The sequence below is a fragment of the Tildeniella sp. genome (assembly GCF_059505325.1).
Genome location: NZ_JCACKI010000050.1, coordinates 319,659 through 343,818, shown reverse-complemented (window position 1 = coordinate 343,818; position 24,160 = coordinate 319,659). Strand labels below are relative to the sequence as shown.

24 protein-coding genes and 3 pseudogenes are annotated in these 24,160 nt (G+C 49.6%); 15 read left to right on the top strand and 12 right to left on the bottom strand.

Annotated features, from left to right (window positions below):
- Positions 1-74: 74 nt before the first annotated feature.
- From AC5JO6_RS18020 to AC5JO6_RS17995, 6 genes are all read right to left on the bottom strand, one after another.
- Positions 75-836, bottom strand: coding sequence for a DUF4333 domain-containing protein (locus AC5JO6_RS18020; protein ID WP_496082437.1), 762 nt, complete (start codon positions 834-836; stop codon positions 75-77).
- Positions 829-1,662 carry an aliphatic sulfonate ABC transporter permease SsuC gene (gene ssuC, locus AC5JO6_RS18015; RefSeq protein ID WP_496082436.1) on the bottom strand — a complete coding sequence of 278 codons (834 nt, stop codon included), beginning with the start codon at positions 1,660-1,662 and terminating at the stop codon, positions 829-831. The genes AC5JO6_RS18020 and ssuC overlap by 8 nt, the downstream gene beginning before the upstream one ends.
- A 23-nt stretch (positions 1,663-1,685) precedes the next feature.
- On the bottom strand, positions 1,686-2,468 hold the full coding sequence (locus AC5JO6_RS18010) for an ATP-binding cassette domain-containing protein (RefSeq protein WP_496082435.1): 783 nt from the start codon (positions 2,466-2,468) through the stop codon (positions 1,686-1,688).
- A gap of 1,084 nt (positions 2,469-3,552) precedes the next feature.
- Positions 3,553-4,236 carry a glutathione S-transferase family protein gene (locus AC5JO6_RS18005; RefSeq protein ID WP_496082434.1) on the bottom strand — a complete coding sequence of 228 codons (684 nt, stop codon included), beginning with the start codon at positions 4,234-4,236 and terminating at the stop codon, positions 3,553-3,555.
- A gap of 175 nt (positions 4,237-4,411) precedes the next feature.
- Complete coding sequence (locus AC5JO6_RS18000; protein ID WP_496082433.1) at positions 4,412-5,449, bottom strand: NADP(H)-dependent aldo-keto reductase; 1,038 nt, start codon at positions 5,447-5,449, stop codon at positions 4,412-4,414.
- Between the two features lie 104 nt (positions 5,450-5,553).
- Complete coding sequence (locus tag AC5JO6_RS17995) at positions 5,554-6,396, bottom strand: NADPH-dependent oxidoreductase (RefSeq protein ID WP_496082432.1); 843 nt, start codon at positions 6,394-6,396, stop codon at positions 5,554-5,556.
- 770 nt (positions 6,397-7,166) lie between these two features.
- On the opposite strand from AC5JO6_RS17995, the gene AC5JO6_RS17990 reads away from it, so the two are divergent.
- The 3 genes from AC5JO6_RS17990 (at position 7,167) to AC5JO6_RS17980 (ending at position 9,549) form a co-directional block, all read left to right on the top strand.
- Complete coding sequence (locus tag AC5JO6_RS17990; RefSeq protein ID WP_496082447.1) at positions 7,167-8,018, top strand: ABC transporter ATP-binding protein; 852 nt, start codon at positions 7,167-7,169, stop codon at positions 8,016-8,018.
- The gene (locus AC5JO6_RS17985; RefSeq protein ID WP_496082431.1) at positions 7,975-8,829 is read left to right on the top strand and encodes an ABC transporter permease; all 855 of its coding nucleotides are present in this window, start codon (positions 7,975-7,977) and stop codon (positions 8,827-8,829) included. Before AC5JO6_RS17990 ends, AC5JO6_RS17985 begins: the two co-directional genes overlap by 44 nt.
- Before the next feature lie 246 nt (positions 8,830-9,075).
- The gene (locus AC5JO6_RS17980) at positions 9,076-9,549 is read left to right on the top strand and encodes a MarR family winged helix-turn-helix transcriptional regulator (RefSeq protein WP_496082430.1); all 474 of its coding nucleotides are present in this window, start codon (positions 9,076-9,078) and stop codon (positions 9,547-9,549) included.
- 13 nt (positions 9,550-9,562) lie between these two features.
- On the opposite strand, the gene AC5JO6_RS17975 is transcribed toward AC5JO6_RS17980, so the two are convergent.
- Positions 9,563-9,769, bottom strand: a complete 207-nt coding sequence (locus tag AC5JO6_RS17975) for a hypothetical protein (RefSeq protein WP_496082429.1) — start codon at positions 9,767-9,769, stop codon at positions 9,563-9,565.
- Positions 9,770-10,198: 429 nt separating this feature from the next.
- Here AC5JO6_RS17975 and AC5JO6_RS17970 point away from each other — a divergent pair, with 429 nt between their 5' ends.
- Positions 10,199-10,357, top strand: coding sequence for a hypothetical protein (locus AC5JO6_RS17970; protein WP_496082428.1), 159 nt, complete (start codon positions 10,199-10,201; stop codon positions 10,355-10,357).
- A gap of 67 nt (positions 10,358-10,424) precedes the next feature.
- A complete protein-coding gene (locus AC5JO6_RS17965) occupies positions 10,425-10,715 on the top strand; it encodes a TSUP family transporter (RefSeq protein ID WP_496082427.1) in 291 nt (96 codons plus the stop codon).
- 128 nt (positions 10,716-10,843) lie between these two features.
- Here AC5JO6_RS17965 and AC5JO6_RS17960 read toward each other — a convergent pair whose 3' ends face one another.
- From AC5JO6_RS17960 to AC5JO6_RS17950, 3 genes are all read right to left on the bottom strand, one after another.
- The gene (locus tag AC5JO6_RS17960) at positions 10,844-11,866 is read right to left on the bottom strand and encodes a sulfonate ABC transporter substrate-binding protein (protein WP_496082426.1); all 1,023 of its coding nucleotides are present in this window, start codon (positions 11,864-11,866) and stop codon (positions 10,844-10,846) included.
- Between the two features lie 4 nt (positions 11,867-11,870).
- Entirely contained in the window at positions 11,871-12,833 is a 963-nt protein-coding gene (locus AC5JO6_RS17955; RefSeq protein ID WP_496082425.1) for a D-2-hydroxyacid dehydrogenase, read from the bottom strand.
- Positions 12,834-13,082: 249 nt separating this feature from the next.
- Positions 13,083-13,760 (bottom strand): glutathione S-transferase family protein, encoded by a 678-nt coding sequence (locus AC5JO6_RS17950; RefSeq protein WP_496082424.1) that lies wholly within the window; start codon positions 13,758-13,760, stop codon positions 13,083-13,085.
- Between the two features lie 138 nt (positions 13,761-13,898).
- On the opposite strand from AC5JO6_RS17950, the gene AC5JO6_RS17945 reads away from it, so the two are divergent.
- From AC5JO6_RS17945 to AC5JO6_RS17910, 8 genes and pseudogenes are all read left to right on the top strand, one after another.
- The gene (locus AC5JO6_RS17945; protein WP_496082423.1) at positions 13,899-14,516 is read left to right on the top strand and encodes an MBL fold metallo-hydrolase; all 618 of its coding nucleotides are present in this window, start codon (positions 13,899-13,901) and stop codon (positions 14,514-14,516) included.
- Between the two features lie 406 nt (positions 14,517-14,922).
- Positions 14,923-16,140, top strand: coding sequence for a glutathione S-transferase family protein (locus AC5JO6_RS17940; protein ID WP_496082422.1), 1,218 nt, complete (start codon positions 14,923-14,925; stop codon positions 16,138-16,140).
- Positions 16,141-16,327: 187 nt separating this feature from the next.
- Complete coding sequence (locus tag AC5JO6_RS17935; protein ID WP_496082421.1) at positions 16,328-17,260, top strand: TauD/TfdA dioxygenase family protein; 933 nt, start codon at positions 16,328-16,330, stop codon at positions 17,258-17,260.
- Between the two features lie 109 nt (positions 17,261-17,369).
- The gene (locus AC5JO6_RS17930) at positions 17,370-18,146 is read left to right on the top strand and encodes a class I SAM-dependent methyltransferase (protein ID WP_496082420.1); all 777 of its coding nucleotides are present in this window, start codon (positions 17,370-17,372) and stop codon (positions 18,144-18,146) included.
- Positions 18,147-18,299: 153 nt separating this feature from the next.
- Positions 18,300-19,304 (top strand): isopenicillin N synthase family dioxygenase, encoded by a 1,005-nt coding sequence (locus AC5JO6_RS17925; protein WP_496082446.1) that lies wholly within the window; start codon positions 18,300-18,302, stop codon positions 19,302-19,304.
- A gap of 191 nt (positions 19,305-19,495) precedes the next feature.
- Positions 19,496-19,672, top strand: coding sequence for an NblA/ycf18 family protein (locus AC5JO6_RS17920; protein ID WP_496082419.1), 177 nt, complete (start codon positions 19,496-19,498; stop codon positions 19,670-19,672).
- A 72-nt stretch (positions 19,673-19,744) separates the two neighbouring features.
- Positions 19,745-19,831: pseudogene (locus AC5JO6_RS17915) on the top strand (IS1/IS1595 family N-terminal zinc-binding domain-containing protein); the annotation flags it as partial.
- Between the two features lie 19 nt (positions 19,832-19,850).
- Positions 19,851-19,931 (top strand): annotated as a pseudogene (locus AC5JO6_RS17910) (IS1 family transposase); the annotation flags it as partial.
- A gap of 10 nt (positions 19,932-19,941) precedes the next feature.
- On the opposite strand, the pseudogene AC5JO6_RS17905 reads toward AC5JO6_RS17910, so the two are convergent.
- Positions 19,942-20,213: pseudogene (locus AC5JO6_RS17905) on the bottom strand (phosphate-binding protein); the annotation flags it as partial.
- A 171-nt stretch (positions 20,214-20,384) separates the two neighbouring features.
- Here AC5JO6_RS17905 and AC5JO6_RS17900 point away from each other — a divergent pair.
- Complete coding sequence (locus AC5JO6_RS17900) at positions 20,385-20,522, top strand: hypothetical protein (RefSeq protein WP_496082418.1); 138 nt, start codon at positions 20,385-20,387, stop codon at positions 20,520-20,522.
- 29 nt (positions 20,523-20,551) lie between these two features.
- Positions 20,552-21,457, top strand: a complete 906-nt coding sequence (locus AC5JO6_RS17895) for a methylenetetrahydrofolate reductase (RefSeq protein WP_496082417.1) — start codon at positions 20,552-20,554, stop codon at positions 21,455-21,457.
- A gap of 70 nt (positions 21,458-21,527) precedes the next feature.
- Here AC5JO6_RS17895 and AC5JO6_RS17890 read toward each other — a convergent pair whose 3' ends face one another.
- Positions 21,528-23,864: a glycoside hydrolase family 31 protein gene (locus tag AC5JO6_RS17890; protein ID WP_496082416.1), complete on the bottom strand. Its 2,337-nt coding sequence runs from the start codon at positions 23,862-23,864 to the stop codon at positions 21,528-21,530.
- Positions 23,865-24,160: the final 296 nt, after the last annotated feature.

Sequence of the window (24,160 nt, the reverse complement as noted above, 5' to 3'; positions counted from 1 at the left end):
CCCTGGGGAGAAGGGTTGGGGATGAGGGAAAATCATACCTGTATTCAGCAACGCCCACAAAATATTCTTCTACCTTACTCGCTATCACCACCACCGATCTGATCAAGTTTCTGCAAAATCTCTGGAGCCAGCTTTGCCCGGTCTTGTGCCGCGATCGTCGGTATTGGTTGAGGCGTAGAGTTAGCCGATGCTGGAAGATTTGCACTGGCAACCGCTACCGCAGGGGCAGGCAATACCTGTTGCCAATTCACGTTGTTTTGAGGATCAACCGTGACAATAATGGTTTCTGGCTGCTTCGGATCGATCGCTTTTTTCCCAGCAGCCTTCTGAGTTTGAACGGCTTTTCTTGAAGCTTTAGCAACTTTACACTCAAAGCGATCGCCTGGTTTCACCGATCGATAACCTTTGCCACAATCAATGCTTAAGAACTGTCCTTGCTGTTGAATGGTTTGTTGAAACAATGATTCCAATTGAGTCAGATTTAAGAGTCCCTTCGCGCTCGGTATCTCCCATGTGGTCGTGCCGTTCGCATCGCTTTGCTTAACTGGAATTGCCAATGTATCGCCAGAATCAAGTGTTCCCACACAATCAAAACCCTGACCCGCAGCTAAGGCAACCTTCTTTGGACAGGATACTGTTTTGAGCGAAACCCCACCCTGCCGAATGACCATTTGTTGAATGTCACCTTCTAGCTTTGCCGTATCCAGGGTCTTTGAACAAGCAGATAACGCGATCGTGCTTACTCCGACTATCACACGGTTCCAAACGGAGCGAGGCTTCCACTTCTGATTCATTGCAGCTTTCATCACAAGCGGTAGGGCGATCGATTTAAGCATCTCGATAATTAGGGTTCCAACGCAGCCAGGAACGTTCCAAAGCTCTAGCAATTGCATCTGCCAATTTTCCGAAGAGGGCGTACAGCACGATCGCCAGAACAACCACATCGGTTTGCATAAACTCGCGTGCGTTCGTTGCCATGTACCCAATGCCAGAATCGGCTGCGATCGTCTCGGCTACGATCAGCGTTAACCACATGATGCCTAGAGAAAAGCGGACACCAATGAGAATGGATGACATGGCACCCGGAAGAATGATCCTGCGGAACAACTGCCAGCGAGTCAAACCATACACCTGACCCATTTCAATTAGTCCTGGATCAACATTCCGAATCCCATGAAAGGTATTCAAATAAATGGGAAACATGACACCCAGCGAGATCAGAAACAAGCGTGCTTCATCACCAATACCAAACCACAGAATTACCAGCGGTAAGAGCGCCAGGTTGGGAATGGTTCGCAACATTTGAAGCGTCGTATCAAACACGGTTTCGGACAGACGGGAGAGTCCATTAAATAGCCCTAAAATAAATCCAATGCTGCCACCGACAATGAAGCCGCTCACAGCACGCAGGGAACTGATACCAATATTGACAAACAGTTCACCCGTTTTGGCTAGATTAATTGCTGCGGTGACAACACTCAAGGGTGAAGGTAGAACTTGAGTTGGGATCAACCCAAAGACTGAAAGCAATTGCCAGAGCACGAGTACGCCAACCGGAAATGCCCAGGGCAGAAAGGTTCTGACACTAGGATTGCTTAGGTCAATCAGCGGTCGTGCCCGACGATGACGGCTCAAATTTGCTTTAACTCCGAGTGTACTCATCAATTTAAATCTCCTAAATACTCTTAAACTGAATATTCATGAGCGATCGCCAAAGCATTTGCCTGATTGCTTTCCTTCAACATGACTCGCTGCAAAATGGTTTCAACTGTTTGAGCGAAGATGGCACGACCCCGTTGTCTGGGACGTGGCAGCTTTACTGGCACATTCAGTGCAATTTGACCATGTTCAATCAAAATGACGCGATCGGCTAACACAACGGCTTCTTCGACATCATGAGTAATCAGCAGTGACGTAAATTGTTTTTCCTGCCATAGTTCTTCCAGCAGTTGTTGCATTTCAATGCGAGTTAACGCATCCAGTGCTCCTAGCGGTTCATCTAATAGTAATAAACGGGGCTGACTCGCAAGTGCCCTTGCCAAAGCAATCCGCTGGCGCTGCCCTCCGGAGAGAACAGCGGGCCAGTCGGCTGCCTTTTCTGCTAAACCTACAGAATTTAGAACCTGCAACGCCATAGGGCGGTTTCCAGTTGAGCCGAATAAGCCCAGTTCAACATTCGCCAGCACCGATTCCCAGGGCAGGAGTCGAGCATCCTGAAACATCATCCGGACGGTGGGGTTGGGGCGCTGCGTCAGTTGACCATTGAGGAAAACACCGCCTGCACTCGGTGTTTCCAGGTCAGCAATGAGACGTAGCAGGGTACTTTTGCCACACCCACTGCGACCGACGATCGCAACAAATTCTCCTGGCATCACCTCCAAATTGAGTTTTTGCAAAACAACATTTGTCCCAAAGGACTTTTCCAACCCTTCAACAACCAGATGAGTTCCACGAATTTCAGATTCCATACACCAAGACCTCTAGTGACAATCCCTACAAAACCGAAGACATCTACAATCGATAGGCAGCAGGGAAACAAGTAAGTAAATGAGTATAATTAAATAAAAAACAGCTTCGAGACTAAAGGGTAGATCCCGCCCTAAACTCCTTTTTAGAATTAATTATGGCTACTTACTTACAGCCTGAGATGCTAACAGTAAAACCGACTTGTTGACATTCAGGCATTCAGCTCTATAAATGCGAACTTGAGTGCATTTATAGATTTTTTCATACAACAATTGCTCTGCTGTATGTTGTCGCTCAGTTTCACATGTAGTTAATATAATTACAAGTACTATTTATACAAAACTCAGAATAACGAATAAAAATATTTGTTAAACACTCTAACGAGTGTTGTTGAACTGTCTACTACTGTCTATTAATTGCAAAATCAGCTCTCGGAGCAAAGAGCTAAAGCCCTCTATAGTAGGAAATGCGTAAGAGAAAAATTTCGCAAAAATCTAGATTCAAGTGATATGAATTCCTCATGCTCATAAAGGCTTGACATGAAGCCTCTCATAATCATTAAGAGTAGATTAACTATTAATGCAGAAGGTATTTAAATCACATTTTCCTAGTATTTTGAGTGACAAGCACCTGCTGTTGAGTTAATGTAACCTGGTTAGATCATCATTTCTTTAGGCAAAGCTAAGAGATAATAATCTAAATGCTTTGTCTCTATAAAAAACTCGTTTGAGTGTATACGTTTATGCCGCAAAAGCTAGAAGCCAAAAACTGTAATTATTAGAACCTACGCAAACCTCCGAGGTTTTGACCAGCAGTTAAGCAGTGACCAATGTAGCCACTTAAACCTCCGAGGTTTTGGTCAAAGTGCATAAGCCCTGATCATTTGACTCCTGGCTTCTGGCTTCTAAGTAGGTGAATATAATTAAACGTAGGATGAGTTAGGCGCAGCCGTAACGCATCAAACCTCTAAGCAGCATGGGTTACGCTATCGCTAGCCCATCCTACGATGGTTATTTTAATTCCACCGAGCTACTTAGTTTTTCCTGGAGCTACAGTTCATTCTTTAAGAATAGTTGTCTCCAAAGCCTACGTTTGAACTGCACCAACTGCGACAGGTTGAATGGCAAGCCGCGCGTAACGCTCCAGATAGAAACTGACTGGATTCTCAATCGACCGAATAGAAGGACGATCGCGCAACCCGATCAACCACTGCTGCAAACGAGTAGCCTCTGCTGGGAGCGTAAATTGGCGCAGGGATCCTAGCGTGGGCAAGCGTTCAAACCAGGGGTAAAAGGTGAGATCCACTAGCGTCAACTGCTCACCGAACCAATAGGGTTCTTCACTCGACCATTTGCCCAATGCTTCCGACTCAATATAGAGCAACGCTTCGGTTAACTCCTGCCGTCCCTGCTGCTGTTCTGTCTCATCTTTGCCGCGCAACAATTTACCAAACGCACTGGTAAACCGAGTGTTCGCGTAGTCAATCCAGAGGCGCGCGATCGCCCGCTTGCCGGGATCAGATGGCAACAACGGTGGTTCTGGAAACACCTCATTCAGATACTCGTTGATGATGGCAGATTCATAGATTTCGGTAGCACCATGTTTGATTGCAGGCACCTTACCGTAACGAGAAATCTGCGAAAACCATTCTGGCTTATTTTGCAGGTCAATTTCTATCAACTCGAAGGGAATATTCTTTTCCAGGAGCACCAAGCGAGTTCGGTGAGCATATGGGCAGGCGTTGGCGCTGTAAATTTGAATAGTTGTCATGTAGGTATACGGTTATTGGTTGTTGGTGGTTAGTGATGAGCTAATGAGCATTTAAGTTGCAGAGTCGATCGCCTGAGAAGGCATAAGGATGGTGCAAATTTGAATGCCGATCAGCTTATCAATGATCGAGAACCTTTTTCCATTGCTACCTTCTGCCTTCTGCCTCCTGACCGCTTCAAGGTGCAGGATTGGGATAACGGGCATTGATTGCCTCAATTTCTGCCAGGATGGTTTCATCGAGGTTAACTTGAGTGCTGTCCAGATTCTCGCGTAGTTGCTCTAAGGTCGTTGCACCGATGATGGTACTGGTGACAAACCAACGACTGCGAACGAATGCCAGAGCTAACACGGCTGGTTTGATGTTATGAGCACGAGCAATTTCCACATAGGCGACAACGGCTGCTTCCACGTTGGGTTTGCGGTAGCGTCCACCAAAGCCTTCAAACAGGGTCAAACGGGTTTTGTCAGGAGTGTCATTGACGTATTTACCAGAAAGCAGCCCGAAGGCAAGTGGACTGTATGCCAGTAGTCCAACCTTTTCTCGATAGGAAGCTTCTGCCAGGGCAGAATCAAAAACACGATTGATCAGGCTGTAGGCATTTTGGATGGAAACCACTTTAGGTAGTCCAAGTTGGCTTGCCGCATGACTGAATGCTGAGACACCCCAGGGCGTTTCGTTGCTCAATCCTAAAGCGCGAATTTTGCCAGCCTGGATTAAATCGCCAAAAATGGTGAGTTGTTCAGCGATCGACACCGTTTCTCGTTCTTTACTAGGATCAAAAATTGTCTCGCCAAATTGGGGTGCAGAGCGATCGGTCCAGTGGATTTGATATAGATCAATGTAATCCGTTTGCAACCGTCTGAGGCTGTCGTTGACTGCCTGTTCAATGTTTTTGCGATCAATGGCTTGTTTCCCACCGCGTAACCAATGGAAATTGCGTCCTGGTCCGGCAATCTTGGTCGCCACAATCAATTTGTTTCGTTGCTGGCGAGTCAGCCATGCGCCGATATAAGTTTCAGTCAACCCCTGAGTGTTTTCCTGGACTGGTACCGGATACATTTCGGCGGCATCAATAAAGTTGACCCCTTCAGCAATGGCATAATCCAGTTGTTGATGTGCCTCAGTGATGGTGTTTTGCTGCCCGTAGGTCATAGTACCGAGGCAAATTTCCGAAACATGGAGATCACTGGTTCCCAATGGGTTGTATTTCATAAATGTGTCTAGAAGAGTGTGTCCAATGAGGGTTCATAAACCGGGTTTCTCTACCAAAGATTGAGGGTTTTACGCCTCCATTTGCTCAAGAAACCCGGTTTCTGCTAGCGCAAGGCAAAGCCCAGTTTGTTGAGTATTTCTCGTAGATTGGCGCGGTTGCGGAGTGCCTCTGCGGTGGCAATGCGATCGCTAGAATGCTGCGACCAATCGCCTTCAACCGTCATCTTTTGCTTCGTATAGAATGCTTTCATGATGTCGTTGTATTCGGCGATCGCAGGCAATTGTGCGTCAAGGCTGTATTGTTCTTGATGCAGCACTGCCGTCTGTGACAAGCGTGGTTTGATCGCGGCTGGTTTGGCAGGATCGGCATAACCTACGCACAAGCCGAACACGGCAAAGACATGAGGCGGTAAGCCTAACTCAGCTGCTACCGCGTCGGGACGATTTCGCATAGCTCCGATGTAGACGGTTCCCAAGCCAAGAGACTCGGCGGCGATCGCGGCGTTCTGTGCCGCTAGGCTGGCATCGATCGCCGCTGTTAGAAATGTTTCCAGGTACTCCAGTCCTGCATGGGGCAATTCTCGTTGCTCAGTTACCTGCTTCAATCGCGCCAGGTCTGCCAACCACACTAGAAAGAGGGGAGCCTGCCGAATGTGTGCCTGCCCGTTTGCCAGTTGTGAGAGTCGCTCCTTGCGTGCCGGATCTTCCACTGCCACTACGCTCCAGGTTTGGAGATTGGAGGAGGTAGACGCAGATTGAGCCGCCGCAACGAGCAATTCCAACGTGCCAGATGGCAGCGGCTTGGAGAGGTAAGCCCGGATCGAGCGATGGGAAAGGAGTGTCGTCAGACTCGTATTCCAGGCATGGTTGAACACAACATCAAACGCTGTGCCATAGCGATCGTGCAGCAGCGTTGTTTGTGTAATGGAATCTTTTGTTAGTGTCATAGGACGATCGGGTGTTGAAGTCTGATTGATTACAGTGCCACCAGTTCTCGCGTTGCTTCTACCTGAGGGACGATCAGTGCTGTCTTGACTTAGACCTGAGCCGCTCATGTTCCGGCAGTCCTACCACCAATCACCAGAACATCGGTAGTCAGGGTGCGATTGGCGATCGAGTGACTCATTAGCAATAACTCCTGATTCAATACGAAATTGAATAAAAAAATCTGATCTCCAACCGCCTGGAAATGTCAGAAAGCTTGATTGACTGACAAAACCCCAAACCACTGATGCTTCCGTAGGTTGGGTAAGGCCGTTCCGGCATACCAGAAAAGCGTCAGCGTAACCCAACAAAACCGCTGCTTGCGTTGGGTTTCAGGTTGTTCAACCCAACCTATAAAAAAGATTTGTCAGTCAATCAGATCAGAAAGCTTAAAGATGTTGGCTATCGCTACCGAAAATTGTCAGCCTAAAATTCTGGATTGCACTAAAGATTTAACCGACGGAAGCCTGATTAAGGCTGGAGAAACCGTGTACAGTCACCTCGCTTGTGACTGCACACAGGAGACAAGGCTACATTAAACCGACTGAGCAAATTAAACCTGTATATCGATCGATTTACCGTAGATTAACCCGAAGTATGGCACAGATGCTTTGAAAACTCAAGTCTATTTGGCAAGCAAATGATGTGTAATCCACATAGTTAGACTATCTAACTATATGATGGTAGTCTATGAAGTAGTCTCATCGAAGGAGGAACCGGATTGAGTAGATGGATTGGAGGCAGCGGGCGATCGCTCCCACCCTCGTACCAGGACGCTAACGGCAGCGATGCCATCCTGGAAACCCACAATCTCACCCGTCAATTTGGCACGTTGACGGCTGTCGATCATCTGAACATTGCCGTCGCTCCTGGTGAGGTGTTTGGCTTACTGGGTCCCAACGGAGCAGGCAAAAGTACCGTGATCAAGATGCTGACCACCTTGCTGCCGACCAGTGCGGGGAGTGCGACGATCGCGGGCTTAGATGTGACTCGACAAGCAGCGGCTGTCCGACGCTTGATTGGCTACGTGCCCCAGGCACTTTCTGCTGATGGCACACTGACGGGTTTTGAAAACCTATTGATCTTCGCCAAACTCTATGACATTCCTGCCACGCAACGGCGACAACGGATTCATGATGTCCTGGCATTCATGGGCTTAGAAGAGGCGGCTCACCGGATCGTTCGCACCTATTCGGGAGGGATGATTCGGCGGCTGGAAGTGGCGCAGTCCATGCTGCACCGTCCCCAACTGTTGTTTCTGGATGAGCCGACGGTAGGGCTTGATCCGTTGGCGCGGGTTTCCGTCTGGGCACTGGTAAAGCAGCTTTGTGAGTCTTACGGCACGACGATCGTCCTTACCACTCACTTTCTTGAAGAAGCCGACCACCTGTGTCAGCGGGTTGCCATCATGCATGGCGGCAAGGTGATTGTGACGGGCACACCGACGGCTTTGAAGGCAGACCTCGACAAAGACAATGCCACGCTGGATGACGTTTTCATCCACTACACTGGCGATCAACTCACTTCAGGAGTGAACTATTGTGAGACTGCAAGAACCCGGCGGACGGCTCAACGGTTGGGCTGATCCGTCACTCGACGATAAAAGAAACTGGTTGGACGCGATCGCCGAACTGGTTCGCAAAACGCTGGTCATCACTGAATTGGAAGTACGAAAACTGCGCCATGACCCCAGTGATCTCTTCCTGCGAGCGGCGCAACCAACCCTCTGGCTGCTGATCTTTGGTCAGGTCTTCACCCGTCTACGAGGCATTCCCACTGGAAATCTGCCCTACCTGGACTTTATGGCGGCTGGGATTCTGGCGCAAAGTGTCCTGTTTGTGGCAATTTTTAATGGCGGTATGTCGATCATTTGGGAACGGGATTTGGGCATTGTCCAGAAGTTTCTGGTCAGTCCGACTCCTCGTGCGGCAATGGTGCTGGGAAAGGCTCTGGCATCAGGCATTCGCAGTTTGTCCCAGGTTTTTATTATTTACATCCTGTGCTTGCTACTGGGGGTGAAGCTGAACCTGCATCCTGTGGCGATCGCGGGAGTCATTCTGATTGTGCTGCTGGGAGCCGCCTGTTTTACCATCTTCTCGTTGATCATTGCTTGCGTGGTCAAATCGCGGGAGCGGTTTAACGGCTTCGGTCAACTCATGACTATGCCCCTGTTTTTTGCCAGCAATGCCATCTATCCTCTTGCGCTCATGCCCCCCTGGTTGCAGGTGCTTTCTCACCTCAATCCCCTCACCTATCAGGTAGATGCCTTGCGGGGCGTAATGCTGGCAAACAGTACGCCCGTCTACGGCTTCGGGCTGGATTGCGCGGTGTTGCTGCTTGCAGTAACCGTACTGACGGTAATCTGTACGCGGCTGTATCCGAATGTGGGGAGGTAGCGAGGGAGCAGGGACAGAGGAGACAGGGGAGGCAGGGGAGAAGGCAGAGAAGTGATTGGTTTTTAGTTTTTAGTTTTTAGAAGGAATCAGGAACGGCTCATGCACTCATAACTAACAACTAACAACTGTTGTAACTCAAAACTCTCCCCTCCCCTCCCCAGTTCTACGAAAATAGATGTGATTACGGCTACAGTAGAGTAGTGGCTTCATTGTCCTCCTCTTCATTGCTGGAACCGCTGTCAGTCTATGGGATCGCGTAAAACTACCCGGAAAAAGGTGTCAGAAAATTGTGCTGCCAGAGTCATGGAAACCGTGCCGATGGTCATGCGCTTTATCCGGGCAGATATGCGAATACGGGGGACGTATGAAGAACTGACAGTCCCCCAGTTTCGCACGCTGGCATTCCTCGATCGTAATCCTGGTGCCTCTCTCTCCGAGCTTGCCGAACATCTGGGTGTCACACGGGCGACAGCATCTGCGAATACAGAACGACTGGTACAACGGCAATTTGTCGATCGCTGCGATCATCCAGAAGAACGCCGCCGCGTTGTGTTGAAGCTGACTGACGCGGGACTCGAACACCTCCAAAGCAATCGGGCACAGACCCGCAAATATATCACCGACTTACTAGGTTCCTTGACGGATGAGCAGATTGTTCAGATTGATGAAAGCTTGACCCTACTCAAGCAAGTGTTTGAACAACAGCCTGGAACGAGGTAAGCGGTTTCAATACTTATGTGGATGGTGGCGATACGTGTTTGCATTTCCATTTCAGGTACGACTCCACAGAAGGGAAATACTGCACAAGCCCATCCAGTCCTTCCGGTCTGCCCTTGAAATAGCCATCCATATAAATGGAACTTTCCCTTCTGGGCAATAAGCCAGCATCGCGATCGCGTTGCCCCTGTTGATAGTGTTGGTTTCTTAAAGACTCCAGCATAGGACGCACCAGATTGTAGTAAGGCGAATATGTAACTGCTACTACGGTAGCTATTCCGCTTCATAACAGCAAATAGTCTTTCTTTTCCAATCAATCAATTCAGGTAATCGAAAGTGGTTGCAATGATGCCTCTCTAGCTTGTGGTGATCGATCTCTCGAAGAAACTATGACTGCTACAATCTTGTTTGATTTTCATAGAATTTACGCAAACCTCGGAGGTTGGAACCAAAAATCAAGCATATTGACCAAAATATTGGCTTCAACCTCTGAGGTTTTGGTCAATATGCGTAAGTCCTGTTCCATAGAACGCTTCAAGAACTGCAAGCCCACGGCGCAGAGTGGATATTTCTGGCAAAACCCGGTGCCTTCATTCCCTGGACACGAGGTAATCGAGGCGACATTATCTATTCCGATATCGCCCGAAAAAACTTGAAAGCGGCTAATTTTGCGGAAGTGGATTTTCGCCTGACGGTAACGGGTGACATGGGGGTTGGGTTACACCAGTATTTGGGTGAATCGGCTCCGTTACCCGCCAACGAAACCTTATTTGTTTTTTCTGGTACACCCGATCGTGCCGTGGAGCCTTGAGGCAACCTGAAATCACGCGACAGTAACGATACAGATATCGCCCCGCAAAACTTTTACAGCGACCAGTATGACATTTACACAAGGTTGCCTGGTCTTTCTCGCTTCTCTCTCCAGTGGAGCCTTAAATTCGGTAGCGGGAGGCGGAGGTTTAATCATGTTTCCAGCACTGCTCCTTATGGGAATGCCACCCGTGATTGCCAATGCAACCAGTACGGTTGCTGCATTACCAGGGTTAGTCGCTGGCATAAGAGCTTACCAGCCAGATTTGCGAAATATTAGGCGATTGTGCGTAGTAGGCAATCTGGTCTTGAATGATCTGCTGCTCATTCCATTCACTCATATACCAATGCAAATTTGAAGTACAACAGAACTTCATCCTTTCCGGTGAACAGGCGCGTTTAAGAAACCGGGTTTCTCAAGCAAAGATTCAGGGTTTCACGCCTTTATTTTTCGCAAGAAACCCGGTTTCTGGTCTGGTGCAAGAAGTTAACTCAAGGCGTAGGCAGCCACCTTGTCAGGTGGTAAAACCGTATCACGAATGCTGATTTTCTTAGGAATGAGCTTCAAATCATAATAGGCATCAGCAACTTTTTGCTGTTCCGTCAACAAATCATCTGTGACGGGCTGCAACCCAAACTGTCGGCGTTGCGTGGCTTTTTTGACGGCTGCTGCATCCAGCTTTAGCGCATCGACCAGCACAGATGCGACTTCATCCCGGTTTTGGGCTGACCAGCTTTCTAAATTACGCACTTCTTCCAAAATTGCTTTCAAAAGTTTGGGTCGTTCGGTGGTGAATTTGCGCGAGGTAATGTAGTAACCACCAATCTTGTTCAAGCCTTCGCCATCGGCAACGACGCGAGATTTAATCCCGGTTTCGCCAGCAGCATAGAACGGGTCCCAAATCACCCAGGCATCAGCATTTCCCTGCACGAAGGCTGCACGAGCATCCGCAGGTGGAAGATAGATTGGCTGAATGTCGCTATACTTCAAGCCTGCTTTCTCGAGCAGTTGCACAATTAGATAGTTGGCGCTTGATCCTTTCGCAAAAGTAACTTTTTTACCCTTCAAATCTGCCACTGCTTTAATCGGTGAATCCTCGCGTACCAGAACACCTGATCCCTTTGGATTGGGCGCGATCGCGGCGGCATACACCAAATCGCCTCCCGCAGCCTGAGCAAAAATCGGCGGTGATTCACCGACCGGACCAATGTCGATCGCGCCCGCATTCAACGCTTCCAACAATGGTGGACCTGCTGGAAACTCTTTCCATTCCACCTCTACCCCTTCTGCTTTCAGTCGTTTCTCGATATCGCCTTTGCTTTTCAAAATAATCGTCGATTTCTGATAGCCAAAACGCACTGGAGCACCAGAAGCAGCAGTGGTCGCCACAGGCTCAGCAGACGGGCTATTAGCCGTTGGATTGGAGGCGTTATTGGCACAGCTTGAGGCAATCAGCGGGACGCTCAAACCAGCCAAACCAAGCAAAACATCACGTCGTTTAAGTGTCATGGGTTTAATATCCTAAGGTTTTGCCCACTACATTCCGTAGGGGTTGCCCCGTCCGGTAGCGGTCTAAGTTGTCTAGAAAGAGCGCGATCGCCCGTTCTACAATGCAAGGTGAAAAGCCAGAACAATGCGGGGTGACAAACACATTTGGCAAAGACCAGAATGGGCTTTCTGGAGGTAAAGGTTCCGTGTGGAACGTATCCAGTCCGGCTCCTGCAATCCAGCCCTCTTGCAGTGCCCGAATGAGCGCAACCTCATCTACCACTGCTCCTCGTGCAATGTTGATGAGATAGGCAGTAGAACGCATTGCCCGTAAAGCCGTTTCATCAATCAAGTGGTGGGTTTCTGAAGTCAGGGGGGTGGCGAGAACGATGTAATCAGCTTCAGGGAGGAGCGATCGCCATTCATCCAACCCAACCACGCGCTCAAAGCCCGGTGTGAGTTGAGGATGGCGACGAGAACCCCAAACCCTTAACCCAAAGGCGCTGGCACGTTTGGCAATTTCTTGCCCAATCTTACCCGCGCCAATAATCAACAGGCTTTTACCAAAGACTTCCTGAGTTGGTAGCTGAATACTCTGTTTCCACGTGTGGTTTGCCTGGAGTGACAGCAAAAACGATATATTTTTGGCATGAAACAAAATGTAAGTCAGCACAAACTCTGCAATGGGAATGCCAAATGTTCCAGCCCCATTGGTTAGAGTAATGTCACGCTGCAAATACAAGGGCGTGAGAATATGGTTTACGCCTGCACTAAGGGTTTGATGCCAGCGCAGGTTCGGTGCCGCTCCCAACACACGCTGGAGTAAATCTGGCTTGAGATAAAACCAGTTAAGATACACCTCTGCATCACTGGGATCGCCCTTGAATTCGCCGTGAGTATTCACCCAGACCAATTGCAAATCGGGATCAAGATGAGCTAACTTTGGCTCCAACTCAGATGTAAATTCAGTGGGTAGAAGCAGTTTCATAGCAAAGCAGAATGTAGTAGTCAGAATTCAGAATTCAGTAGTGAGAAGTCTACGGCTGCAGCTTAGGAATGAGAATTAAATAAGCTCGAATTCTGTAGGATGCGTTAGGCACTAGCCGTAACGCATCAATCTCCGCCGACGATGCGTTACGCTGCGCTTTTCTGGGATGCCGGAACGGCTTTACACATCCTACGCAAGTGTTCGGTTTTATTAAACCCATAATCCTTATATACTTATTTTCTTCTGAGCCTATTTCTGAACTGCTGCAACTGGTTCACCCAAAATTTTAGTGAACCGTTCAATATAGAAATCGGTTGGATTGGCAACTGCTTGAATGGATGGACGATCGTGCAACCCATGCCACCAGGCTTGTAAACGAGGCGTTTCAGCAGGCAGGGTAAATTTGCGGAAATGTTCCAGTAGTGGTAGGCGTTCAAACCAGGGATAGAAACTGATATCCACCAGGCTCAATGTGTCTCCCAACCAGTAGGAACCATCACCGGACAATTTTCCTATGCCTTCTTGCTCTACATACAGCAGTGCTTCGAGAAATTCGCGTCGCCCTTGCTCTTGTTCTTGCCCATCCTTACCGCGCAGAAACTTGTTAAACGCTGGGACAAGGCGAGTATTGGCATAGTCAATCCAGATCCGCGCGATCGCTCTTCTAGCCGGATCATGAGGCAAAAGGGGTGGTTCTGGGAATACCTCTTCTAGATATTCATTGATGATGGCAGATTCATAGAGTTCGACCTCACCATGCTTGATGGCAGGCACTTTGCCATAGCGGGAAAATTGCAAAAACTCTGGCGCTTTATTTTGAAAGTCAATTTCAACTGGCGTAAAGTCAATGCCTTTTTCTAGCAAGACCACACGCGTACGCTGGGCAAAGGTGGAGGATCGAGCAAAGTAGAGTTGCAGTGCAGTCACAATAGTACGGTTTGTCGCTAGATTTACAGTAGATTTATCTGGAGTATTTCATAGTCCCGTTTGAAAGACAAGTCTTCTGTTAATAATTCACAAACTGTATGATGGTCTAATGATTAGCCTAATTGATTCAGAACGCTGATGAAATCTCTCCATCGCCCCGATCTCTATAGTTGGTCTAGCTTCGACCTGGAGCGGAATATTGATTTTAATGGCGTTGCCTGGATTCGTCCTGAAGGCAATGTGCTCATCGATCCCGTTCCCCTCTCAGAGCACGACTGGTCGCATCTCATAGCATTGGGTGGCGCTCAGTGGATTGTCATTACTAACTCCGATCATGTGCGAGAGGCGCAGTCGATCGCTCGACGAACAGACGCGCAAATTGCTGCCCCTCATAGAGAGAAGACAACCTTTCCCCTGACAGATGATGGCAAAAAACCGCTTCGCTGGCTGACGGATGGTGAAGAAATCGTGCCAGGGTTGCAGGCGATCGAGCTACACGGTTCCAAAACCCCTGGTGAACTGGCGCTGCTGCTGGATGAAACAACCCTCATTACAGGCGATTTGATCCGCGCCCATCGTGCTGGCAGCTTGATGCTTTTACCGGATGCCAAATTGCAAAATCGAGAAGCCGCGATCGCCTCTGTTCGTCGTCTCGCAACATTCAATCGCATTGAAGCTGTCTTAGTGGGAGATGGTTGGTCGGTCTTTCGAGATGGGCACAATCGGCTGAAAGACCTGATCGAAACGCTGGCATAGTGCCCATTGCGGATATAGCGGTTTCTAGTCAAGTGAAGTATGGTGGAGAACAGACAGAAGGCAGAAGGCAGAGGGCAGAGGGCAGAAGTAAAGAGGACTGCGGTTTTTCTTCTGCCTCCTGCCTCCTGTCCTCTGCCTCAAACTAAAAACTTGTACCGCATTTAAGTGAGAACTGTTATATATCAATTCCCTGGCTTGCTTTTTTCGGTTAGCTATGAGATCCTCAAATGTAGCTATAATACAGTTCATTGATAGACTTACCGTAGATTAATATCTCTGAACGCTCCCCTGTACAGGTTTGGTAGTGACAAATCCCTACAGGGTTCTATCTGTAACCTTCATGCTTGCAATTGTCTCTTTACTCCTCTACCCTCTTCACTCCTCTACCCCTTCTTTGAGGTGAACGATGCCAGTTCGAGAAACCCTTTCCACCTGGGACTATCTGTTAGAAACCGCTCTCAGCCAAACCACTGCCCGTCGAGTACGCCGCCCCGGGCAATCTCCATCCACTGCTCCCATTCCCAGCAGTTTGCAGAAACTTGCTCCCGGTGAGAAACCATCAGTGTTGCTCTACCGTGATACCAATTCCTGGTGTCCCTTCTGCGAACGCGTGTGGTTTGCCCTGGAAGAGAAGGAAATTCCCTTTGAAACCGAGTTCATCGACTTAAGCAACAAACCCCAATGGTATCTGGATTTGGTGCCGACTGCCCTCGTGCCCGCCGCCAAGATCAACGGCAATCTGATCTATGAATCAAAAGACATTCTGCTGGCGCTGGAAGAGCGCTTTCCCGAAACATCTCTACTCCCACAAGATCCAGCCGAGAATGCCATTGCACGACAGTGGGTAGAAGAAGCTGAAACCAATGGTTTTAAGGGTGCTGCCTATAATTTCCTGCGGCATCCAACAACCGATGCCAAAGAACTGGCAGACTTGCAAACAACCTTTGAAGCCAAATTAGACACACTGGAGCAGGCATTGGGAAATTATCCCAGTCCCTTCTTTCTTTCCAGCTTTAGTTTAGCGGATTTGATGTATAGTCCCCATCTCGATCGCCTCGCAGCAAGCTTACCTGTCTATCGAAATTACACCATCAAGGGCAATTCCCGTTTTCCGCGTATCAATGCCTGGTTTGATGCCCTTAATCAGCGCTCCGCCTATCATCGGGTGCGATCGGACAGTACGACGAATAATTTACTGTTACGTCGCCGTTGGGGTGTGAAACCGATCGGCAATCCATTGCCATTGGATGTGGAGATTACACAGGCAAACCATCATCGGGCAGAAGCCGCCGAGCGCTTGAGTGATAACCATGATGTGGCGATCGGCGATATTCTGAAGAACTCTGGAGCGCAGGCATTAGCGGCAGGCGATGAGGCAGCCGTTCGAGCAGCCATCGATTGGCATTTGCGTTTGCTGGCAGACTATTTGCTGCATGGCAATTCAACGCCCCTCCCCTGGGGGCGCATTGGTGGCAAGGACAATAGCGATTCGTTGGTAGCTGCCGCAGGAGCCATTACCCTCGCCTATATCAGAAACCGCATTTGTGCGCCACGGGATATGAGTGCAGGAGCGGCAACGGCTCTCCGTCAGGCGGCAGATACGGTGCTGGCAGCACTCTACTAAGGGATCGTAGGTGATATGGCTTACGCAAACCTCGGAGGTTTTAACCAAAATCAAACATCGTTACCAGTGTCGTCGCTTAAACCTCGGAGGTTTTAATCCAAAGCTTGACTAAAGCCATCGATCGCCGCAAAATTTGATTTATTAGTTAGATCATCTAATCATTCGTTTCTCATTTAGGAGGTTGACTATGGGACAGGCAGAAACACTTGAAATCCATCCCGTTTCAGGACGGATTGGCGCAAAGATTCTGGGCATTGATTTGAGTGGGGATCTGAGCGATGACTTCATTAGTCAGATTCGTAGAGCATTGGTGCAATACAAAGTCATTTTCTTCCGGGGGCAACAACTGGATGCGGCGGGGCAAGTTGCCTTTGCGCGGCGGTTTGGTGAAGTCACAACGGCTCACCCGACCGTACCATCGCTACCCGAACACCCGGAAATTCTCGATCTGGATTATGGCAGAACGGCTGCCCGTGCCAATAACTGGCATACAGATGTTACCTTTGTCGATCGCCCACCTCTGGGTTCAGTGCTGCGGGCGATCGAAATCCCACCAGCAGGGGGCGATACCATCTGGGCAAACTCTGTTACTGCCTACCAGGACTTACCACCCCATCTACGAAGCCTTGCTGATCAACTCTGGGCGGTTCATAGTAATGCCTATGACTATGCTGAAGCAGCCGTCAATGTGTCTGAAGCACTGAAGGCATATCGCAAGGTCTTTACTTCAACGGTTTATGAAAGCCTGCATCCCGTCGTGCGCGTCCATCCCGAATCGGGCGAACGGGGACTCTTCATTGGTGGATTTGTCCGTCAGCTTCAGGGGCTTTCCACCACCGAATCGGATGACCTGATTCGCCTACTGCAATCCTATGTCACTCGTCCCGAAAATACGGTGCGCTGGCGCTGGAAGGTTGGTGATGTCGCCTTCTGGGACAACCGTGCGACTCAACACTATGCCATTTATGACTATGGTGGTCAGCCGCGTCATGTGCAACGGGTCACGATCGTTGGCGATCGTCCCATCAGCATCGACGGTCGGCATAGTGAAGCCATCAAAGGCGATGCCACCAATTACAACCGCAGTGCAGCGGAAGAGCGGAGTGCGATCGCGGCTTGAGTTAACGGCATGAATGAGCATTCAGGAGCAAACGTTCATGATTGCTCCTGAATATTTTCATGGTTTAATTTTCATGGCTTCAATCGGTGTAACAAGTTGCTAAACGAAGATGGCGCTGTATGACACGATCGGTAGAAATTATGTTCAAACAAGGCGGAGCGATCCACGTATCGTTACCGAGCTTCTAAGGATTTTACAAGCTTCATCAGTATCAACAGTCGTTGATATTGGTGCTGGAACGGGATCGTATGCCTTGCCTCTAGCCAACCAGGGTTATCAGGTGCTGGCAGTAGAGCCATCGGCTGTCATGCGGGAGCAAGCCATTTCCCATCCTTCCATTCAGTGGTTTGATGGCTGCGCTGAGCACTTACCTCTGCCGGATCAAACTGCTGATGCAGCGATTGTTATGCTTGCGTTTCACCACTTTCAGGACGATCGTCAGGCATTGCAGGAAATTTATCGAGTTATCGGTAGGGGGCAAATTGTTTTATTCACTTATGATCCAGCGATGATTCGTCAGTTTTGGCTGACAGAGTATTTCCCTGCATTCATCATTGATGTAGAGACTACCTTTTTGCCGATTTCAACCTTAATATCTAACATTAAGACGATTACAGGTAAAGCCATCAACCGGGTTTCATTTCCATTGCCACGCGACCTGGCAGACTCATTTATGGCTGTTGGGTGGGCACGACCAGAACTGTATCTAGAGCGTAGAGTTCGTCATGGCATTTCATCATTTTCTAAGCTTAATGCTACTGAACGAGATTCTGGCTTGTCGCGTTTGCAACGGGATTTAAAGACGGAAGTATGGGATCAACAGTACGGTCATTTGCGTACTCAGCAAAACTTTGATATCGGGTATTGTTTCTTACACACACATTAATTCACTGGACATCGCATGATCTCAATCCGATTGCTGCACGAATTACAGAGTTAGACGCGGTATTCTTTCAAACGGTTGGTTTTTGTCGTCATTTCAGTTTCATGTCATCATTGTTGAATACATCAAACAACCTCTTGCTCTGTGGCAGCAACGATGACAACGCAATCATCGATCGACAGTTCTCAAATTCCCGTAATTGATCTGAGTGCTCTGGTAGCAGGTCAAGCAACGAATACGGTTGCCACCCACATTCGACAAGCGTGCTGTGAAACGGGCTTTTTCTATGTGGTTGGGCATGGAATTGATGAAGCGTTGCAACACCGCTTGGAGCAACTCAGCCGTCAGTTTTTCGCTCAAGATGTGGAAACGAAACAACAGATTCGCATGGCATTAGGTGGTCGTGCTTGGCGTGGCTATTTTCCGGTTGGCGGTGAACTAACATCTGGTCAGCCAGATTTGAAAGAAGGAATTTATTTCGGAGCGGAATTAAGCGCAGCACATCCATCGGTTCAACAAGGGGTTCCCATGCATGGAGCGAATCTGTTTCCAGAGATTTCCCAGTTTCGTGAAACAGTGCTGGAATACCTGACAGTCATGACCCAACTGGGGCACACCTTGATGGCTGGCATTGCCCTCAGTTTAGGATTGGACGCTGCTTACTTCCGCGATCGCTACACTACTGATCCACTCATCCTCTTTCGCATTTTCAACTATCCACCAGAAACCAGTCCTGAAGCGCCTTCCTGGGGTGTGGGCGAGCATACCGATTATGGGTTGCTCACAATATTGAAACAGGATGGTTTGGGTGGTTTGCAGGTGAAATCAAAATCCGGTTGGATTGATGCACCACCTATTGACAATGCCTTTGTCTGTAATATTGGCGATATGCTCGATCGCCTTACAGGTGGGTTTTACCGTTCGACACCGCATCGAGTGAGAAATGTATCAGGACGCGATCGCCTCTCTTTTCCCTTCTTTTTCGATCCCAATTTTGATGCAGCACTACACCCGATCGACCTGAAAGGGGTGCTGGTTGAAGAGGCAAAGGAACAGCGCTGGGACAATGCCAGCGTGCATGAGTTCCGTGGTACGTATGGCGATTATGTGTTGAGCAAAGTTGCAAAAGTTTTCCCGGAGCTACGCCAGGACGTGTTATGAACACGATCGCTGCTGTTTCAGCAGGTCAACCATGCAATTGATCGAAAACCATGCAATTGATCGAATTGGTATACCATGTACCGCGAATGTGTATCTTACGTACTAGGTGATTTGAAACGATCATGTTAGCCTTTGAATGGAAAATGTAAATTCGATTGACTGACGAAACAATCACATTTTCATCAAAAACTATGCTGCCTGAATTAGATCTTGAATTGACCCTGGAACAAAAATTTCAGATGAAATTAATTGAGAAAGAATTGACGACTATGAGTCCAGCAAAGCTAAAAGAGCTGTTGCTTACAACCTCTCACTTGCTAATGGTGAAGGAGAACGTCATCAGAGCGTTAGCGAAAAGGTTGGGCTAGCAGTAAACTTTCACATCCTAGGTAGTGCTCAAGATGTAATGATGGAGAAGTAGCGTTTTTTACTGTCCTCCCATGCCTGCCTGCTCCCTCTGTGCCGCTTCCTCCACGGTTAAGAATGGTCGCATCCACAACGGCAAACAACGGTTCAAAGGTCGAGACTGCGGGCAGCAAAACCTGATCCTTCTCAAAATCGTTGGAGAATCACATTGGTGCGATCTGGTATTTCATCCATCACTACAATGCCTCATTACTTGTGTAGCACTACCTGCTATAAAGAGTGGACGAGACAGCAGCGTAGAGAGATTGTTTGCCGCTGTAGCTAATGGCACAGGCTTTTCACAGGTGCCTGTAATGGGGCTTTGCACCCGCAGCAAGTGCAGTTTGTCTTTGTTGGCAGAGTAGTAATTGATGCCAACATAGCCCAGTCCACCTTTATCACCAGCACCCCTTGCACCAAAACGTTTTGATTGTGGCTGGGGGTGTAATCTATACGGCTAGCTTTGGCTTTTCCAGTCACAGCCTGGGTGAAATAGTCAAACGATTACAAGCGGCTGCTTTTGGCGTGCTCCAATCAGGCTTACGCACCCCTCAGACGCTCACCTGTTTATTCCTGCGGCTGGATTGTGCCGTTCTGTTGCGCTCATGCTGGGCATGATGCTCGTGCTCGACTCGACTGGCACGGTGAAAGGGGCTTGAGTTTTCTGCAACTCAGTTGACGGGAACTGGACAAGGGCGCAAACTTTTGGCAGAAGAAGCCGATCAACGCTACAGTCGCATTCGTGCACTCTGCTATGAAGATATTGTTGCCCTTGAAGACAGAATTCATACCTGGATTGATAGCCTTATATAAGTAAGCTTATTAAGCATTGTTTTCATCTCATGCCATCATCCCCAAGTCTTTTTCAGTCTGCTATTCAGTCCGGTGAGTTTCTGATCACCGCTGAGGTGATGCCACCGAAGGGGGGGAATCCCGCCCACATGGTTGAGATGGCACGATCGCTGAAAGGGCGAGTGCATAGCGTGAACATTACGGACGGCAGTCGGGCAGTGCTGCGGATGTCGTCGCTGGCAGCGTCAGTGCTTCTCTTACAAGAGGGGATTGAGCCGATTTGTCAGATGGCTTGCCGCGATCGCAATGCTATTGGTTTGCAGGCAGACCTGATGGGCGCTCAGGCGCTGGGCATTCGCAACATTTTGGCACTGACAGGCGACCCGATCAAAGCAGGTGATCACCCTGAAGCACGGGGAGTTTTTGAGCTAGAGTCCGTTCGCTTACTGCAACTGATTCACAAGCTGAATGCTGGATTCGACTTCAACGATAAACCATTGACTGATGGCGCTACGGAACTCTTTGTCGGAGCCGCGATCGATCCTCAATGTGGCAGTTGGTCAGGGTTGCAGCGTCGCTTTGAGCGCAAGTTAACAGCCGGGGCACAGTTTTTTCAAAGTCAGTTGATTTCGGACTTCGATCGCCTTGAGAAGTTCATGACGCAACTTGCCTCAGGCTGTAATAAGCCGATTCTCGCAGGCATTTTCTTGCTTAAGTCGGCGAAAAACGCGCAGTTCATCAACCGCTGTGTGCCCGGTGTGCAAATTCCTGACCATATTATCGATCGCTTAGAACGCGCCTCAGATCCGCTTCAGGAAGGTGTGACGATCGCTGCTGAGCAGGTGCAACAGGCACGTCAGCTTTGTCAGGGCGTACATATGATGGCAGTCAAGCGCGAAGACTTGATTCCGCAGATTCTCGATCGGGCAGGTATTGCACCGTTGCAGAGGGGATAGCGGTCAGCGGTCAGCAGTCAGCGGTCAGCGGTCAGCTATCAGCGGTCAGCGATCAGCCTTTAGAGTGAACTTAGAACGTGATGGTGCGATCGCTTCCGTCATCCTCAAATCGCTGTTCGCCGATGCCAACGAGTTCTACGATCACCGTGCGGGCAGGCGGAGTCCAGTTGCCGTGTCGTGTCTGGATGTGGATGGTCGTGCGGTCATCATTGGCAGTGACTTGATAGGTGGTGGTTGCCCAGGCACCGTCGCGGTAGTCGAAGCTGTGTCCGTCGTCTTCGTAGAAGGTGAATTCACCCTCGCCTGACCAGACGCGGAGACGGAGTTCGTCGATCGGGCGTTCATCGACATACTGCATGACGGGCTGCATGGGGATAATGGCTCCAGCTTTGACGTAGAGGGGCATTCGCTCCAGTGGCGCGTGGGCGAGAATGTGGGTTGCTCCGTCGTAGCGATCGCCTGTCCACCAGTCGTACCACACGCCTTCGGGTAGATAGACTGCGCGATGCTCCACGCCGGGACGATACACGGGAGCCGCCATGATGGAGGCACCGAGCAACACCTGATCGTACAGGGCATAGGTTTGGCGATCGTTGGGGTAATGGTAGAGCAGCGGACGCAAGATGGGTGCGCCTGTGTTTGCGGCTTCCCAGAACAGCGTGTAGAGATAGGGCAACAGGCGGTAGCGCAGTTCGATATACTCGCGGCAGATACGTTCGGTTTGTTCGCCAAACACCCAGGGTTCGTGCTGTTCCGTCTTCATAGAGGAGTGGGCGCGCATAAGCGGGTAGAGCAGCCCGACCTGCATCCAGCGGGCAAAGAGTTCAGCCGTCGCATTGCCTGCAAAGCCACCAATATCAGCGCCGACGAAGGCAACGCCGGACAAGCCCATATTGCAGAGCATGGGGATTGACAGCTCCAGATGTTCCCACCAGGATTGGTTATCGCCCATCCACACCGACGACCAGCGTTGAATGCCAGCAAAGCCCGATCGCGTCAGCACGAACGATCGCTCATTGGGACGCAGCCGCTCTAATCCTTCGGCACAAGCCTGCGACATACCCGACCCATAGAGGTTGTGCGCCTCAGCATGGGTCGTTAACTCATCAACGGAACCTTGCGGTGAGTCCAGCGGAAACCAGATGTGTTTACCCTCATCGCCAAAAGGACGCTCAACGATGGCAGGCTCATTCATGTCGTTCCAGATGCCTGCCACGCCTACATCTGTCAGAGCTTTCTGAGCATCGCCCCACCATTGACGCACGTCTGGCTTGAGGAAATCGGGAAACACTGCCTTGTCGGGCCACACGTAGCCGTGAAAGATTTCGCCATTTGCCTGACGGACAAAGTAGTCTTGCTCTAACCCATCGTCGAAAATCGCGTAGTCGGCTTCGGGTTCGTACTTCACACCGGGATCGACGATCGTCACCACATTGAAGCCCGTCTCTTTCAGTTCGCTAATTAACTTCGCTGCGTTAGCAAAGCGTTTAGGACTCCAGGTGAACACGCGATAGCCGTTCATGTAGTCGATATCCAGGTGAATCACATCACAGGGAATGCGGCGATCGCGGAACTCTTGCGCCAGTTTTCGCACTACGTCTTCGGAGTCATAGCTCCAGCGGCACTGATGATAGCCGATCGACCATTTGGGCGGCAGTGGCATCCGTCCGGTGAGCTGCGTATAGGTGTCTAGAATTTCCGCAGGCGTAGGACCGTAGACGATGTAATAGTCGAGTTCACCGCTGTGAGTTTCCATCTGCCAGACACCAGGCTTGCTTGCCCCCAGATCAAACTGGCTCCAGAATGTAGTGTTGAAGAAAATGCCGTAACCCACCTCAGGACGCAGCGCCATAAAGAAGGGGATCGCCTGATACATCTCATCCGCCAGCGTCGTATAGTCCAGCGCATCCAGTGTCCAGTTGGTTTTGCGTTCAGCCCGCTTGTCGAGCAAACCAGTACGCTCCCCAAAGCCGTAGAAGTGCTCGTCGGTCTCGATCGTTTTCCAACCCGCCACCGTATTTTCTGACCAGCCCATACCTGTTTCGGCATCCTCGGCAAACGGTCTGCCTGCCTGGTCAAAGCACACGACGCGACAGGGATTCCGTTCGATGCGGACGAGCAGCTTGTCAGTCTTGATCTCGATCGCATCTTCTTTTTCTTGAAGATCGATCGACACGGGCGACCACTCTGAATCATCTTTCGCCACTGCCCAAGAGCGTCGGGGCAACAGCGTTCCAGTTGGTGCCAGTCGCACTCGAATCAATGATTGCGTTAGCACTGTGACGGATAGGAGCGCGTCGCCACAGTGACAATACACACTGCGATCGTCATGTGCAACAGACGTAACAGCGCCTAATGCCTTCCAGGAGCGGGCATGAATGGGAAGCTTACCAAAAACTTGAGGCATAGGAATTAAGTGTAGAGACGGTAAGTTAGGCAGGAAGAAGACAAGACACTGAGGTTCAGGCACAAATACCTGACATTCCTGTACAAGTAGCAACCATTCGATGATGAGTAGCAATCACTCGACGCTGAGTAGCAATCACTCGACGCTAAGTAGCAATCACTCGACGCTAAGTAGCAATCACTCGACGCTAAGTAGCAATCACTCGACGCTGAGTAGCAACCATTCGACGCTGAGTAGCAATCACTCGACGCTGAGTAGCAATCACTCGACGCTGAGTAGCAATCACTCAATGATGA